The sequence below is a fragment of the Acinetobacter sp. TR11 genome (genome assembly GCF_027105035.1).
Lineage (GTDB): Bacteria > Pseudomonadota > Gammaproteobacteria > Pseudomonadales > Moraxellaceae > Acinetobacter.
Map to the genome: position 1 here is coordinate 1415029 of NZ_CP114256.1, position 14474 is coordinate 1429502.

Genomic DNA, 14474 nt, shown 5'->3' on the forward strand with positions numbered 1-14474 from the left:
CAATATTGTAACAGATTATATTTTTTGCTGAATATGCGATCTTTTCGCTTTATTTTTTTATTGACTTTTCAGAATGTTATAAAAAAGCTAGTCTATCGACTAGCTACTTCGGTGCCCAATAACCATACTGCTGTTGCATACATACGACTTTTATTATAGGTCGTAATCACTTGGAAATTTGGATAAGTAATATAGTAAATTGGACCAAATTGGTCTTGTAATTGAATGACATTCACTAAGTCTAAATCATCAATTTTTACCAAAGGGTCAACAGGGGAAACCCCTAATCTTTTCAATTCTCCATAGGGAATAGGTTGGGTTAAATCCTTGGAAATAATACTATCTGGGTTGTTGCCTAAGTAACGGGCTGGAAACCCAATTGGCCGATCGCGCTGCCAACCATGTTGAGCTAAATAGTTAGCAATAGAGCCAATAGCATCTGTTGCAGAATTTCTTAAATCAATGTGACCATTTCCATCATAATCTACGCCCAACTTTTGAATATTGCTTGGCATGAATTGCGGAAAACCAATAGCACCTGCATATGAACCGACGATACTATTTGTTGGATAACCTTCTTTATATGTCCAAGCGATCAAGGCCGCTAGTTCATCGCTAAAATAATCTGCTCGACGAGGATAACCGAAAGCGAGCGTCGCAAGCGCATCTCTAGTGACGAAAGAGCCCTTATTTGCACCATAACCTGTTTCTACACCTAAAATGCCCAGAATGACTGTTTTAGGTACGCCAAACTGCTGTTCAGCACGATTCAACGCGTCTTGATATTGATATTTAAAGTTTGCCCCGCGTTGGATAGTGCCATCAACGAGAAACATTGAACGATATTCATACCAAGGTTTACTTTCGCCTGGGCGAGTCATGATATTGAGAATATTAGGTAAATCTTTAGCGCCACTCATGGCTGCATCAATTTGTTCACTTGTTAAATTATAAGTTGACATTGCTTTCTGCTTAAAAGCAAAGTAATTCGGATGTGTATAAAATTCATTTGCTTGAGCCCAATTACTGCTGACAAATAAACTGGCACTCAAACCAAGCAATTTAAAAATTTTATTTAAATTAGGAAGAAACATATGTTTATAAAATTCCTCATTATCGATGTGTATGAATAGACATAACCAGTCCAAAAGTAGACATCAGGGTAATAATTGCCGTCCCACCATAACTCATGAAGGGTAAAGGCACACCAACTACGGGTAAAATACCACTGACCATACCTGCATTTACAAATACATAAACAAAAAATGACAAACCAAATGCGCCTGCAACCAAGCGACCATAGTTATGGAAGCTCTGCAATCCAATTTGGAATGTTCTAAAGATAATTGCACAATAAAGAATAATAAGCAGTGTCACGCCAATTAAGCCAAATTCTTCAGAATAAGCGGCAATAATAAAGTCGGTATGACCTTCAGGTAAGAAATGTAGATGAGATTGGGTACCTTCTAAGAACCCTTTACCTGAGAATCCTCCTGAGCCAATCGCAGTTTTAGACTGAATAATGTTCCAACCTGTGCCTAGAGCATCTGCTTCAGGATCTAATAATGTAAGAACACGCTGACGTTGATAATCATGCAGTAAAAATTCCCAAGCAATTGGAATAATAATTGCAGCTAGACCTGCGGCTGCAGCGATGAGTCGCCAAGATAAACCACTTAAAAACAGTACGAAAATACCACTAGCCAGAATCAGTAGTGATGTACCTAAGTCAGGCTGTTCTGCAATAAGTAGAAAAGGTACGACAATCAACATCAATGACAGTACAACTTGTGAAAGGCTCGGAGGTAATGCTTTTCGTGAAAGAAACCAAGCAATCATCATTGGCATGCCAATCTTCATAAATTCACTGGGTTGCACACTGCCGAAGCCTGGTATATCAATCCAACGTTGTGCTCCCATACGGACTTCACCAAAAATGACGACTGCCACTAATGAAAGTACACCAAATACATAAAAATAAGGTGAAAATGCCTGATATACCTTGGGGGGGATTTGAGCCAAACTACACATAACAACAAAGCCAATCCCAAAGCTCATTGCTTGCTTACTGACTAGTCCGACATCTTGGGCCGAAGCACTATATAAAACCGTGAGTCCAAGTAAGGCATTTAGAACCAAAAAAGAACAAAGCCAAGGATCGATATGCAATTGTTGCCAACGAGAGGGCTGTGCAGCTGTACTCAAGCCATCACGAGGTGCTTGACGTAAAAATTTGTATTGTGAGCTTGGAGACATGTGATTCTAAATCAGGTAAATCAAGGCTTCGCGAATGCTAACATAAACGTGATCAGGACCAAAGCAAGGCTTTGTTTATCGTGTAAAAAGCAAAATAATCTTACAATTTATACGGGATAGATTATCTTGCATTTGTTATCTACGCGCATAAAAAAAGCGATGATTTTGCAATCATCGCTTTCTCGTTATCTCGAACTTATTTTTGTACCAATAACTGATCGAAATGTTTAGTAAACACTTCGAGTTCAACTTGGCTTAAGCTCGGGATTAATTTTTTAATAACGATATGAACAGCTGTCTCTACGCCACTTGTTGCAACGCTTGCAACACCACGTTTTACCATACCAAGACCTAAAGTCTTGTTGTATTCAGTCATAAAGTGATGAATGAGTGCATCAGCAAAAGATTTAAATTGATGTGTTAAAGCATCACGTTGTTCTTTGCCATTTCCAGCAGCGACTTCAGCAAAACTCTTTTTCATTTCAGAAACAAGTGCATCAGGTAGAGCAGTACCAATACGTTGTTTACCTTCATTATCAGTAAACAAGCTTTTTTCCATAAATGCCAATGATTCTAAAACTTGTTCATTAGAAGCTTTGCCTAATAATTGCTTCATTAATGTAGAAACAATACTACGAATCTTTTGTGCGAGTTCTTCAGTTGTATCTCGTTTATCACTTGGTGGAAATTGTTGAACCAAATGAACCAACATGGTGTCAATTAACTCATCAGTAAGCTGTAGAGAAATTTTGTCACGTAAAGGGTACTGTGGCTCTTTACTATCACGGTTGGCTTGTGCAAGTTGAATGTCCTGACTCAACGCTGCAGATGGAAGAATACCGAAATAACTGGTCATTGAAGAACGTCCTCTATATCAAATTTATTCGTTTTATTGTCGTGCCAAGCGAATTGGCTCTGGCATCCATGACAAATCTGATACTCGACATGGGTTAATATCCAAGCCCCCTCGACGAGTATAAGTTGCATAGACCATCAGTTTTTCTGGTTGAAGCAATTGCCAAATATCAGCAAATATTTGCTCGACACATTGCTCATGGAAACCATTGTGCTGACGGTACGAGATAATATAGGCTAATATGCTGCGATAACAAGGTTTTTTACCTTGAAAACGAATAAAAATCGTACCCCAATCTGGTTGTCCTGTGACTGGACAATTACTTCTTAAAAGATGAGAGTAAAGTTCAATTTCAACACTTTCTTCGGTCGTTGCAGGATCTAACTTTAATAGAGTTGAATCTGGATGTTCAGATAGACGCTCAGGGATGAGAGCATCAATACAAATCCCTTGCGGTTTAGAAATTTCTAAATCATCAACTTGGAATAATTGTAGTTCAACTTTTCCACCCGCCGCATTGGATAAGTCACGTTCAACCGTTTCGACAAAAGCTTGTTGAGACTCAAACTGAGTGAAGTTCATGCTATTGAAATAAAGTTTAAGTGACTTTGATTCAATTAAGTTGGGTGAGTTGGCGGGTAAAGTTAAACGACCAATTGCCACTTGTGGTAAGCCGAGATTATTCAGCCATGAAATTTCAAATACATGCCACCAATCTTTACCTTGTGTAGTTCCTTCAACATGTAAATACTGTTGACGAGACTCAGCACGGGAAATTGGAAATAAAACATCGGGCTGATATTGAGTAGGGTATTGGGTATCTTTGCCCAATAAAGAATGTTCAACACTCATTCACGCATTCCTGAACCACGAGCTAATAAATGATAAGCAACTGTATAGAGAGCAACGCAGCATAGGGTAACGATACTCAATGAGAAAGTTACATTGACATCACTGTGTCCTAAAATGCCAAAGCGGAAAGCATTGACCATATATACAATTGGATTGACTAAAGATAAATTTTGCCAAAATGGGCTAAGTGCACTAATCGCATAAAAAACACCGCCTAAATAGGTGAGTGGAGTTAATACAAAAGTCGGGATAATAGAGATATCATCAAATGACTTCGCATAAACCGCATTGATGAAACCACCAAGCGAAAATAATAATGAAGTAATAATGACTGTATATATAGTCACAAATAAATTATATATTTCTAAATGAGTAAAGAATAAACTCATAATGGTTACAATTAGACCAACCAAAACACCGCGACTAACGCCGCCAATCACATAGCCCCAAAGAATTAGATGTAATGGTACGGGGCTCATAATGAGTTCTTCAATACTTTTCTGGAATTTAGCACTAAAGAAGCTTGAGGATACGTTGGCGTAGCTATTCGTGATCACCGCCATCATAATTAAGCCTGGCACAATAAATTGCATATAGCTAAAGCCACCCATTTCACCGATACGAGAGCCAACTAAGTTGCCAAAAATCACAAAATATAGGCTCATTGTGATTGCCGGCGGTAACAAAGTTTGTGGCCATATCCGCATGAAGCGGCGAATTTCTTTAACAACCAACGTCCAAAGTGCTGTTTTTAATTGATTAAAGTTCACTGATTCGCTCCAGCAAGATTCTTCTCGACCATTTTCACGAATAATTCTTCCAAACGATTGGATTTATTACGCATACTGCTGACTTGAATATTTTTCGATTGTAGCAATAAGAACAGGTCATTCATGCTATGCGCTTTGTCCATGGTGATTTCTAAAGTCACTGGATCAATTAAATTAAACGTGAACCCAAGAATATCGAGTTGCAGTGTTTCAATCGGTTCAGCCAGATCGCAAATGAAAGACTCTTCATTGAGTTGATTGAGGAAACCTTTCATGGTGGTATCTTCTTTAATCACACCACGATCAATAATCGCGATACGACGGCACAGCATTTCTGCTTCTTCTAAATAGTGAGTCGTTAGAATAATAGACGTACCGTTTTCATTCATTTCGGTGAGAAAATCCCACATTGAACGACGTAACTCAATGTCTACACCCGCAGTCGGCTCATCTAATATAAGCAACTTAGGTTCATGCATCATGGCACGTGCAATCATTAAACGACGCTTCATACCACCTGAAAGCATACGTGATTGAATATTACGTTTTTCCCATAAACCGAGTTTTTCTAAATAATATTCAGCACGTTGTTCAGCAAGTTTTTTGGGAATGCCGTAATAACCTGCTTGTGTCACTAAAATATCGAAAGTTTTTTCGAATTGACCGAAGTTAAACTCTTGAGGAACAACACCAAGACATTGTTTTGCGTGGGATGGATGGGTATCTAAGTTATGCCCAAAGATTTCCACTGTACCCGATGTTTTTTTGGTTAAGGAGCTAATGATACTGATCGTTGTCGATTTACCTGCGCCATTAGGGCCTAATAATGCGTAAAATTCACCCTCAGGTACGGTTAAATCAATACCTTTTAACGCTTGAAAACCATTACGATAAGTTTTGGACAAATCGCTCAACACCAAAGCATCAGTCATGAACGTCTCACGTTGTTAAATAGAACGACTATTTTGAGTGATATAAAAAAATAAACCAAGTAGAAAAATAGGTTTATGATGTGTCAGAAATGGAACGCTCGTGGAAATGAGCAAGCAAGAATGAAGTGTGGGATTCATATGCAATAGGTATGAATTGAATAAGTTTTCTTTATAAACTAAGGTTTAACTTTAAAAGACCATTATGCCATAATCTTTTACTACATGGTGATGGAATGAGGCAATTACTTTTTACATTTGTGATGTTTTATTTTCAATCTATGGTTAAATTATATTGAATTAGGTTTGAAAAAGGAGAGATTAATTGAAAAAAATTATTATAGGAACAATCGTGCTCTTAACATTTTTTGAGAATACTCATGCAGCTTGTACTTATAAATTTGATGCTTCTCCCACACAAATTCATAACATGACTAGAAATAAAACACTCAAAATATTTCCAAAAATAATTGAACAGAATTTTTCATTTAGATTGGAGGGGGAGGATGATAAATCCAATATTTATAGGGCTGCCAGTTCAAAGGCGGCTGAAGAATTTTCTTCCCATACTTATGACTTTGTCGGTGATAAAAGCATTCCTTTATCTGGGAAAATTGGTATAGAATTTTTGGTCAATGATTTTGTTAATAAATATGATCGGGCCCATTCTTTAGAAAAACTAAATATGATTGGTACTGGATTTAGCTTTATACTTTCTGATGATCATAAATATTTAAATTATGGAGATATATCAGTGAATGATGAGAGAGTGACTAGGCATATTGGGGTAATGATTCAAGGTAATAATCCAAATAAAAGTAATTTTTTAATGGGGGAGAATTATGAGATATCCAAAGACTCTATTAAAGAAATTCGTTTTGGACTCATAATAGATCAAGATAATAAAAAAATAGATGTAAACATAAATGGCGATTATAAAGGATCTATAGCATCGTTAAGTGGTAAGCCTACAAAAATAAGTCTTTTTGTAGATGGGTATAGCACAAATATTGAACCAAAAAATCCATTCATAGGTCAGACAATTTCAGCTGAATTGATAACTGATCAATCAAATATGAAACTAAATTACAAAGTTGGTACAACGGATCTCTGCGGTTCACCACTTTAACGGTGTTTAATTTATATATGAATTCCGTTTTGCAATGGTCTTGAGAAGAAATGAAAAACAAATCTGGTGCGCTCAGCGGGACTCGAACCCACGCCACAGGCTTCGGAGACCTGTACTCTATCCAGTTGAGCTATGAGCGCATACATGTGTGGCACATCATAGGCAAAAAATACATATAGGTAAATATAAAGACGCAATCAATATGATCTATTGTTTATTAAAACAACGATTTTGAACCTTAATTGCCAAAATATTTCAATCATGTTTGCAAATGCTGTACTGAATAATTAATCAACTTCAACGTTTGATTCAATTGTGCTGGCGGAATTCGTGATTCTTGAAGAAAAGTAATCCATTGCATTTGGCAAGCTTTTAATTGCTGTAGATTTTTGATCATCTGTATTTTTTGTATCAATGGTCGCGCCATCAAACCACAGTAAGTTGTTAAGGTTTGAATCATGACTTGTTGAATTTCAACAAAAGGAAGTTTTTCTAACGTGATAATTTCTGCTTCAAGATTTTCTGTTGGATTAGGTATGTTTTTATTTTGATCTGGTTGAATATGTGGGATTACTGTAGAAGTATCATTGTCTGTTGCTGTGACTTCTTCTTCAATATGTATGGATTCGGGTTGTTGATGTGCTAATAAGCCCATATCAATCAGTTGTTGAACTAATTCCGTAGGTGCTATTCTTTCTTTATATCCATGATCAAGTTCTTGAAAATCTTCATGATCAATCAAAAGCAATAAACGACGCTGCCGTGCAGTTAAAGCACTATCACGTTGTTGCAGGGCATTTTGCCCGAGTTCCGTTTTAAAAAAATTAGACATTTCTTAATCCCCACAAGCACAAGATCTAGCATGAGGATTAAGATAAGGTTAAAAAATGACAATAATGTTAACAATTTATTAAATATCATTGTCTTGATTGGAATGACTGGAAAATAATTTAAAAGATTTTCTAAGAGGGCTTATCTAACTAATTTTGTTTCCAATGCCTTACGTAAATAGAGATCAAGATCGTCTTGGCGTAAAAGCCATTGAATATAATCTGCTGGAAGATCTCGAATCGCAGTACCTTTGTGTTTACCAAAAGTAATACTCTTCGGAATACGAGCTTCTTCTGAAGCTATATAAAGCTCTTCAATATTTTCAATGTTTAATTGATGAATGATATGCATCAAAATATTAGCCGTTAAAATAATGTCAGCATCAGCTCTATGAGCACCTTTGAGCATTTCTCTGGCTTTATCACTCCCTTTGGAGATGAGATAAATTAAGGCTGAAATATTATGTGCTTCCGCATTTTCCCAAACACGACGCGCAAGTGCTAAGGTGCAAATTGGTTTAATTTTTGATGTATCTACGCCGCACTTTGCAATAGCTGTAATATCGTAATCAACGTTATGACCGATAATATATTGGGTTTGTTCAGGCAGTTGAAACTCACTGTAAAAAGGTTGATCGGCTAGATCTGATTCTAATATGTGATGCACCGCCATCGCGGCATAAGAGATAGGTTGACCAACTTGATACAGCTGATCAAAAATCTTTTTCTTATCTAAGCTTAGCTTTCCATGCTCAATTTCAATTGGCGCGTAAGCAATTTCAATAGGCAAACCATTTAATGTATGTGTTTCCGTATCTAAAATAATGGCTTGCATAAAGTTGAACCTAATTGGGTAGGATAGTCTCTCAGACTTTTTATCTTACAAGAAATTTAGGATGAGCTGTGCTTAATCATGCTTAGATTGATTGGATTTTAAATAAATTAGTAGTGTATTGCGCAAATAAAAAGCAAATATAAAAGGATATAAAAAAAATACTTGAAACAATTTTGTAATAGGCGTAATTCTTATGGATGTAGTTGCCTTAGAAAAATAACATCTAAGGATAAAACCAAAAAAGAAGATAGTTAAGGAAAAACTAAATGAAAATTAAACTATTAACGGTTGCAATGCTGAGCACGACTTTGTTTTTGACAGCTTGTGGTGGTGGTGATAATGGATCGACAGTATTTGTACCTAAACCTGAGATTCCTGAAAATAATATCAAAGACCCTGTTGTTGGCATGCCAACAGCATATACAAAAAGTGATTTTAGTCTTGTAGCGTCAGAAAGCTCTGTTATGACTTATAAAATGTTAGGTCAAAATGGTCAAGAAACGACGGCAACAAGTTTAGTTTTTGTTCCGAAAGGGACGATGCCAGCGGATGGTTGGAAAATTGTCGCTTGGGCGCATGGAACAACCGGTGTGGCTGATATATGCGCGCCGAGTCGTAACGTGACTAATGAATATGTGTATGCAATGATTAGTAAATTTTTGGCAGCAGGTTACATTGTCGTTGCACCTGATTATGAAGGGCTTGGTGAACCGAGTGGGCGTGAACTTCATCCATTTTTAAATGTAAAAAGTGAGGCATATTCTATTACAGATGCTGTAGTAGCAGCTAGATCATATTTATCTAGTCAAGGAAAAATGACATCACGTCAATGGATGACGGTCGGGCATTCGCAAGGTGGGCAAGCCGCATTAGGAGCAGCTCAATATGCGAGCCGCGCAAAATTAGAGTATAAAGGAACAATTGCTGTAGCACCTGCATCTAATCTTGGTGCAATTTTAACAAATGGAGAGCTATCTGTAAAAGATGCGCCTGTAAACTTTCAAATTCCAGTTTATGCACAACTTGATACTTTTACTGCATTGATTACTGCAGGTCTAAGAAATAATAATTTAACATTCAGTTATTCAAATGTATTTAAATCACCAACTGACTTAATTGCAAGTAAAGCTGAGTCAAACTGCTCAGGTGCGTTAGGCAATCAGTTTGTTGGCGGGATGCAAAATTATCTAAAAACAAATGTTGATTTGAAAAATTACCCACGTACTCAAACAAATTTTATGGCTTTACCTTTAGTGAAAGAGTTTTTAGAAAAAGATTCTCAACCTGCACAAGTTAAGCTTAATCAACCTGTTGTAATTTATCAGGGAGCAAAAGATACAACTGTACCTAAAGAAGCAACTGATGCTCTAGTTTTGGTTGCCGCTAGTAAAGGGTCTGGTATTCGATATGTAACAAATCCTGAATGGGATCATGGAACGGCATATGTGTTTAATATTGAAAATATTGTGAATGATGTCAAATCAGTAATGCCACCTAGTAATTAAGATTTTAAGTTTTATCAAAGCCCAATTTTCGTGATTTGAGGATTGGGCTTTTTAATTTAGTTTTTAATGACCACGGTCTCCCAACCGTCATATTCACCATCTAACTGATTTGCTAATTGAGAAAGCTGTAATGTGCAGTAATCTATTGATTGTTGATCAACAAATTCAGTTTTAGAAATTTGTAACTGGTAAGGAAAACCATCATTTTCTTCTATTTTATTTTTTTGATTTATTTGAAAATCCCACGATAATATTATTTCCACAAATTTATTCAGATCTACTTCATTTTTAAAATATATCCAATGATCTATATTTCGAGCAACTTCAAGATTATCTCCATGATTTTGAAGGTTTTCAATTACGGATCGATTAGAGATGGTTTGCATAATTTCTTTACTTGGATACATATAATTGAAATATGTTGACCAATCTGAATCAAGCTTTTGACCAAACCTATAACTATATTCTGGATAAACCTGCATTACCTCATTAATGATATGTTCTGGATCTATTTCATCTTTACAATAAAAATAAAAATCTCTTAAATGATTGTGTGTTAAACGACCAACATACAAGATAGCAAGTTTGCTTGTAAGAGCAGGAATAATTTGATCTTCCATTTGAGCGAGGTGTTCAAATTCTTCACTTGAAGATAACCCATCCTCTCTTGAGCAGTTCATCTTTACTTCAACCCAAAGTAGGGTTGATCTATTGGTTATAGGGGCAATTTTAGCTAGAGCTAGATTTAGAAAGTAACTTGCAGGAACATCATCTATTTGGCACATATAAAAATTCCAGTTTTCTGGAACTTCAAGAGCTAAATCAGGTGAATCATTTTCTTGTAAATCTTCTTGAAAAGTATTGTTTTTTTTATGCCAAAATTTTAAGAAAGAAAACATATTTAGCTCTTGTGAATTTTTATCCAAAGCTTATCAGCTAAATTCAGTCAAATTCACCAATAATTAAATAAATATCAAGCTCTGTAACAGCAAACTTCATGCTATAATTCGCACCAATCTTTAGCACGGCTTAAAAGCCCTAATTTATAGGACCCTCCGCTAATGTTTGCCAATATCTCTATTGCTGAATTTGATCCAGAATTAGCTCAAGCGATCGCTTCTGAAGGCGACCGCCAAGAAGCTCACATCGAGTTAATTGCTTCTGAAAACTATTGCTCACCAGCTGTAATGGAAGCTCAAGGCTCGAAACTTACTAACAAATATGCAGAAGGCTATCCGGGCAAACGCTATTATGGCGGTTGTGAGTATGTTGACGTTATTGAGCAACTTGCAATTGACCGTGCAAAAGAGTTGTTTGGTGCAGATTATGCAAACGTACAACCACATGCAGGCTCACAAGCAAACTCAGCAGTTTACTTAGCACTTCTTAATCCTGGTGATACAGTATTAGGTATGAGCTTGGCTCACGGTGGTCACTTGACTCACGGTGCTAAAGTTAGTTTCTCTGGTAAAACTTATAATGCGATCCAGTACGGTTTGAACCCTGAAACGGGTGAAATCGATTATGAAGAAGTTGAGCGTTTAGCTTTAGAACACAAGCCACGTATGATCGTAGCAGGTTTCTCTGCTTATAGCCGTGTTGTAGATTGGCAACGTTTCCGTGATATCGCGGATAAAGTTGGTGCTTACCTTTTTGTTGATATGGCGCATGTTGCTGGTTTAGTTGCTGCTGGTGTGTATCCAAACCCAGTTCAAATTGCTGATGTAACGACAACGACTACACATAAAACACTTCGTGGTCCACGTTCTGGATTAATTCTTGCAAAAGCAAACGAAGAAATCGAGAAGAAACTTCAATCAGCTGTATTCCCAGGCAACCAAGGTGGTCCTTTAATGCACGCAATTGCTGCTAAAGCAATCTGTTTTAAAGAAGCTATGGCACCTGAATATAAAACTTACCAACAGCAAGTTGTTAAGAATGCTCAAGCAATGGCTGAAGTATTCATTGCACGTGGTTATGATGTTGTATCTGGTGGTACTGATAACCATTTATTCTTATTATCTTTAATTAAACAAGAAGATGTAACGGGTAAAGATGCTGATGCATGGTTAGGCGCTGCTCATATCACAGTAAATAAAAACGCTGTTCCAAATGACCCACGTTCTCCGTTCGTGACTTCTGGTATTCGTATTGGTACGCCAGCTGTAACAACTCGTGGTTTTGGTGAAGCTGAAGTTCGCGACCTTGCAGGTTGGATCGCTGACATTATCGATAGCAAAGGTGATGAAAAAGTTATCGCTGATGTTAAAGCTAAAGTTGAAACGGTTTGTGCTAAATTCCCTGTATATGCAAACTAATTTGTATATCTAAAAAAAAGCACCCCTAAGGTCACTGCTGTCCCACAAATATCACAAGAAGAACCTCAGTTGAGGTTCTTCTTGCTTATTCCACTTTTTGTCAGGTAAAAACAGAGCCTTCAATGGTTTCCTTTCAAATAAGTTCACCTGAATAATTCTTAATAATCTTTGAACACTCCATCCTTCTTGTGCCATATTTTTCGCAAAACTCACCAGTAAATACGCGATTAGTGCAATCCATATTTGTGTTTGTATCGCATTGCGGCTTCGGCCTAGAAACGATTTCAATTTTATGTTTTGCTTGATCGCTATTAAAAAATAGTTCTATAGTAAAACTGTTAAAAATAGCATACACTCATGGTATGCTAGGCTTAAGAAAAAAGAGTAAGCCTATGGATGCCATTGGAATAAAAGATTTCTCAGCTCTGACTGGGTATACAAATGCCATTTTAGAAATCGATGAGTGGCTTGAACACAAACCTTATTTCTATGTGATTAAGGATCAGTATTTGATTGATGAGGCTATTCGTGTTGAATATATCATTATTCAATAATTTTGAATTTAGGGGAGCTTATAAGTGAAAAAAATTTAGTTTTAATATTTTTAATGGTGGTTTGTAATACGGTTTTGCTGGGGAAATTTACAAATGTACGATAAAAGGTGCTGTCACTTATCAAGCAAAACCTTGCAGTGGAACAGGAAGTAAGCTAAATATTCCGCAAGCCTATCGTTCAAATACATCTAAGGAAAGTATACAAGAGAAAACGAGTGATGCGAAAGAATCTGATGCTGCTAAAAAAGCTGGATTGGCGATTGCTCAGGAAGCCTATCAAATGACAAAAAACCGATAGTTTCTTATAGGCTCATCTATTATTTATTGTTGATCTGAGATTGGGGTTTGTGTTTCAAATAATAGACATAATATTTTGATTTATTTGTTATCTTTAAATTTTTGCAAGATTTCAAATTATGAAAAAAATTCTATTTTTAGCTTTAGCAATTACTTCATTAACAGCCTGTTCTTCAACACCCAGCAAAGATGTTACTCCACCTAAAATTGGTATGGCAAATCCTGCAAGCCAATACTGCGTTGAACAAGGAGGCCAGCTTGAGATTCGTAATGAGACAAATGGTCAGGCTGGATATTGTAAATTACCTAATGGGCAAGTGATTGAGGAATGGGTATTTTTCCATGCAAATCAAAGTAAATGTGTTGCTGATGAAGCACAAAAACTTGTAGGGCAGACTGGTTTAACCGAACAGCAAATTAAGCAAAAAACCAAGTCCGAAATTGTGCGTAGTGTAGGACCAAATCAGCCAGTAACGATGGATTATCGTGAAAATCGAGTGACGGTAACGATTGATCCGCAATCTAAAAAAATTCTTAGTGCAAATTGTGGTTAATTGATGAAATAAGTTCTTGCTTTCAAGTTGGTATCTACCAATTTGAAAGCTTTTCTCATCTAAATGAAAGATAGACCTTGATAAATCTATTTTTGTACCCATCAATTATAATATTGCAGTAATATTTTTTGTTTTGGCTTTGACCAAAAGTATAATCACTGTATTTATTTTCTAATTTTTGAGATAGACGAAACTTTGACATGAATCTACTTCTTATCGTAGTGTTTGGCGCAATTGCTGAGATATTAGTATGGATCGGCGTGGGCGACCTTGTTGGGAGTATGTGGTACGTATTCTTTTGGTTTGTTATAACTTTTTTCGTGGGTTTGAATCTCGTTCGTTCTAGTACATCTAATATCATGCCGCAATTGCAACAAATGCAGATGACAGGTCAACTTGGAGCTGATCCTGCAGTTACTAAGAAATTAGCAATTGCAATGTCGGGTTTCTTGTTAATGATTCCTGGTTTGATTTCTGATGTATTGGCTGTATTGGTTTTAATTCCTGCTGTTCAAACAGCGTTTAGAAATATGTTGATGAAATCAATGGCAAAGCGTCAACAGGCGATGATGGATCAAATGATGGGTGGAATGGGTGGTAATGCTGCTGGGCAGAATCCATTTGCTGATCTCATGCGTCAAATGCAGGACATGCAGAATCAACAACAACGTGGTGGTCAATATCGTGACTCAACTATTATTGATGGCGAAGCGAGAGAAGTTCAACCTGATCAAAAGAAAATTGAATTCAAAGATGTTAATTAGTTGTTGATACGCTTAAAAAGCACAT

General features: G+C 36.6%; 15 protein-coding genes, 1 tRNA gene and 1 pseudogene. 6 read left to right on the plus strand and 11 right to left on the minus strand.

Annotation, left to right across the window (positions count from 1 at the left end):
• Positions 1-92 precede the first annotated feature (92 nt).
• From mltB to O1450_RS06860, 6 genes are all read right to left on the minus strand, one after another.
• Complete coding sequence (mltB, locus tag O1450_RS06835) at positions 93-1094, minus strand: lytic murein transglycosylase B (RefSeq protein ID WP_269230193.1); 1002 nt, start codon at positions 1092-1094, stop codon at positions 93-95.
• Positions 1095-1113: 19 nt separating this feature from the next.
• Entirely contained in the window at positions 1114-2256 is a 1143-nt protein-coding gene (gene rodA / locus O1450_RS06840; protein ID WP_269230194.1) for a rod shape-determining protein RodA, read from the minus strand.
• Positions 2257-2452: 196 nt separating this feature from the next.
• Positions 2453-3112 carry a hypothetical protein gene (locus O1450_RS06845; protein WP_269230195.1) on the minus strand — a complete coding sequence of 220 codons (660 nt, stop codon included), beginning with the start codon at positions 3110-3112 and terminating at the stop codon, positions 2453-2455.
• A 33-nt stretch (positions 3113-3145) separates the two neighbouring features.
• Complete coding sequence (gene queF / locus O1450_RS06850) at positions 3146-3964, minus strand: NADPH-dependent 7-cyano-7-deazaguanine reductase QueF (RefSeq protein ID WP_269230196.1); 819 nt, start codon at positions 3962-3964, stop codon at positions 3146-3148.
• Complete coding sequence (locus O1450_RS06855; RefSeq protein WP_269230197.1) at positions 3961-4734, minus strand: ABC transporter permease; 774 nt, start codon at positions 4732-4734, stop codon at positions 3961-3963. The genes queF and O1450_RS06855 overlap by 4 nt, the downstream gene beginning before the upstream one ends.
• Positions 4731-5666, minus strand: a complete 936-nt coding sequence (locus O1450_RS06860; RefSeq protein ID WP_269230198.1) for an ABC transporter ATP-binding protein — start codon at positions 5664-5666, stop codon at positions 4731-4733. Before O1450_RS06860 ends, O1450_RS06855 begins: the two co-directional genes overlap by 4 nt.
• A gap of 322 nt (positions 5667-5988) precedes the next feature.
• On the opposite strand from O1450_RS06860, the gene O1450_RS06865 reads away from it, so the two are divergent.
• On the plus strand, positions 5989-6792 hold the full coding sequence (locus O1450_RS06865; protein WP_269230199.1) for a DUF4882 family protein: 804 nt from the start codon (positions 5989-5991) through the stop codon (positions 6790-6792).
• Positions 6793-6856: 64 nt separating this feature from the next.
• Here O1450_RS06865 and O1450_RS06870 read toward each other — a convergent pair.
• The 3 genes from O1450_RS06870 to O1450_RS06880 form a co-directional block, all read right to left on the minus strand.
• Positions 6857-6932, minus strand: a tRNA-Arg gene (locus tag O1450_RS06870).
• Positions 6933-7051: 119 nt separating this feature from the next.
• Positions 7052-7624, minus strand: a complete 573-nt coding sequence (locus O1450_RS06875) for a hypothetical protein (protein WP_269230200.1) — start codon at positions 7622-7624, stop codon at positions 7052-7054.
• Between the two features lie 140 nt (positions 7625-7764).
• Positions 7765-8457 (minus strand): putative quorum-sensing-regulated virulence factor, encoded by a 693-nt coding sequence (locus O1450_RS06880; RefSeq protein ID WP_269230201.1) that lies wholly within the window; start codon positions 8455-8457, stop codon positions 7765-7767.
• Positions 8458-8723: 266 nt separating this feature from the next.
• On the opposite strand from O1450_RS06880, the gene O1450_RS06885 reads away from it, so the two are divergent.
• Positions 8724-9962 carry an alpha/beta hydrolase gene (locus O1450_RS06885; protein ID WP_269230202.1) on the plus strand — a complete coding sequence of 413 codons (1239 nt, stop codon included), beginning with the start codon at positions 8724-8726 and terminating at the stop codon, positions 9960-9962.
• Between the two features lie 56 nt (positions 9963-10018).
• Here the strand turns inward: O1450_RS06885 and O1450_RS06890 are convergent, their stop codons facing one another.
• Positions 10019-10861 carry a DUF695 domain-containing protein gene (locus O1450_RS06890; RefSeq protein WP_269230432.1) on the minus strand — a complete coding sequence of 281 codons (843 nt, stop codon included), beginning with the start codon at positions 10859-10861 and terminating at the stop codon, positions 10019-10021.
• Between the two features lie 162 nt (positions 10862-11023).
• Here O1450_RS06890 and glyA point away from each other — a divergent pair, with 162 nt between their 5' ends.
• Positions 11024-12280 carry a serine hydroxymethyltransferase gene (gene glyA / locus O1450_RS06895; protein ID WP_241282463.1) on the plus strand — a complete coding sequence of 419 codons (1257 nt, stop codon included), beginning with the start codon at positions 11024-11026 and terminating at the stop codon, positions 12278-12280.
• A gap of 51 nt (positions 12281-12331) precedes the next feature.
• Here the strand turns inward: glyA and O1450_RS06900 are convergent.
• Positions 12332-12598: pseudogene (locus O1450_RS06900) on the minus strand (IS4 family transposase); the annotation flags it as partial.
• A gap of 74 nt (positions 12599-12672) precedes the next feature.
• On the opposite strand from O1450_RS06900, the gene O1450_RS06905 reads away from it, so the two are divergent.
• From O1450_RS06905 to O1450_RS06915, 3 genes are all read left to right on the plus strand, one after another.
• The gene (locus O1450_RS06905) at positions 12673-12834 is read left to right on the plus strand and encodes a hypothetical protein (protein WP_269230203.1); all 162 of its coding nucleotides are present in this window, start codon (positions 12673-12675) and stop codon (positions 12832-12834) included.
• Between the two features lie 416 nt (positions 12835-13250).
• The gene (locus O1450_RS06910) at positions 13251-13685 is read left to right on the plus strand and encodes a putative hemolysin (RefSeq protein ID WP_269230204.1); all 435 of its coding nucleotides are present in this window, start codon (positions 13251-13253) and stop codon (positions 13683-13685) included.
• Between the two features lie 200 nt (positions 13686-13885).
• On the plus strand, positions 13886-14449 hold the full coding sequence (locus tag O1450_RS06915; protein WP_269230205.1) for an FxsA family protein: 564 nt from the start codon (positions 13886-13888) through the stop codon (positions 14447-14449).
• The last annotated feature ends 25 nt before the right edge of the window (positions 14450-14474 follow it).

Bases quoted from the DNA above. Each gene is read 5' to 3' on its own strand.
- mltB (WP_269230193.1), bottom strand. From the start codon at position 1,094: ATGTTTCTTCCTAATTTAAATAAAATTTTTAAATTGCTTGGTTTGAGT.
- O1450_RS06885 (WP_269230202.1), top strand. From the start codon at position 8,724: ATGAAAATTAAACTATTAACGGTTGCAATGCTGAGCACGACTTTGTTT.
- O1450_RS06845 (WP_269230195.1), bottom strand. From the start codon at position 3,112: ATGACCAGTTATTTCGGTATTCTTCCATCTGCAGCGTTGAGTCAGGAC.
- O1450_RS06860 (WP_269230198.1), bottom strand. From the start codon at position 5,666: ATGACTGATGCTTTGGTGTTGAGCGATTTGTCCAAAACTTATCGTAAT.
- O1450_RS06910 (WP_269230204.1), top strand. From the start codon at position 13,251: ATGAAAAAAATTCTATTTTTAGCTTTAGCAATTACTTCATTAACAGCC.
- O1450_RS06880 (WP_269230201.1), bottom strand. From the start codon at position 8,457: ATGCAAGCCATTATTTTAGATACGGAAACACATACATTAAATGGTTTG.
- rodA (WP_269230194.1), bottom strand. From the start codon at position 2,256: ATGTCTCCAAGCTCACAATACAAATTTTTACGTCAAGCACCTCGTGAT.
- queF (WP_269230196.1), bottom strand. From the start codon at position 3,964: ATGAGTGTTGAACATTCTTTATTGGGCAAAGATACCCAATACCCTACT.
- O1450_RS06875 (WP_269230200.1), bottom strand. From the start codon at position 7,624: ATGTCTAATTTTTTTAAAACGGAACTCGGGCAAAATGCCCTGCAACAA.
- O1450_RS06890 (WP_269230432.1), bottom strand. From the start codon at position 10,861: ATGTTTTCTTTCTTAAAATTTTGGCATAAAAAAAACAATACTTTTCAA.
- O1450_RS06905 (WP_269230203.1), top strand. From the start codon at position 12,673: ATGGATGCCATTGGAATAAAAGATTTCTCAGCTCTGACTGGGTATACA.
- glyA (WP_241282463.1), top strand. From the start codon at position 11,024: ATGTTTGCCAATATCTCTATTGCTGAATTTGATCCAGAATTAGCTCAA.
- O1450_RS06915 (WP_269230205.1), top strand. From the start codon at position 13,886: ATGAATCTACTTCTTATCGTAGTGTTTGGCGCAATTGCTGAGATATTA.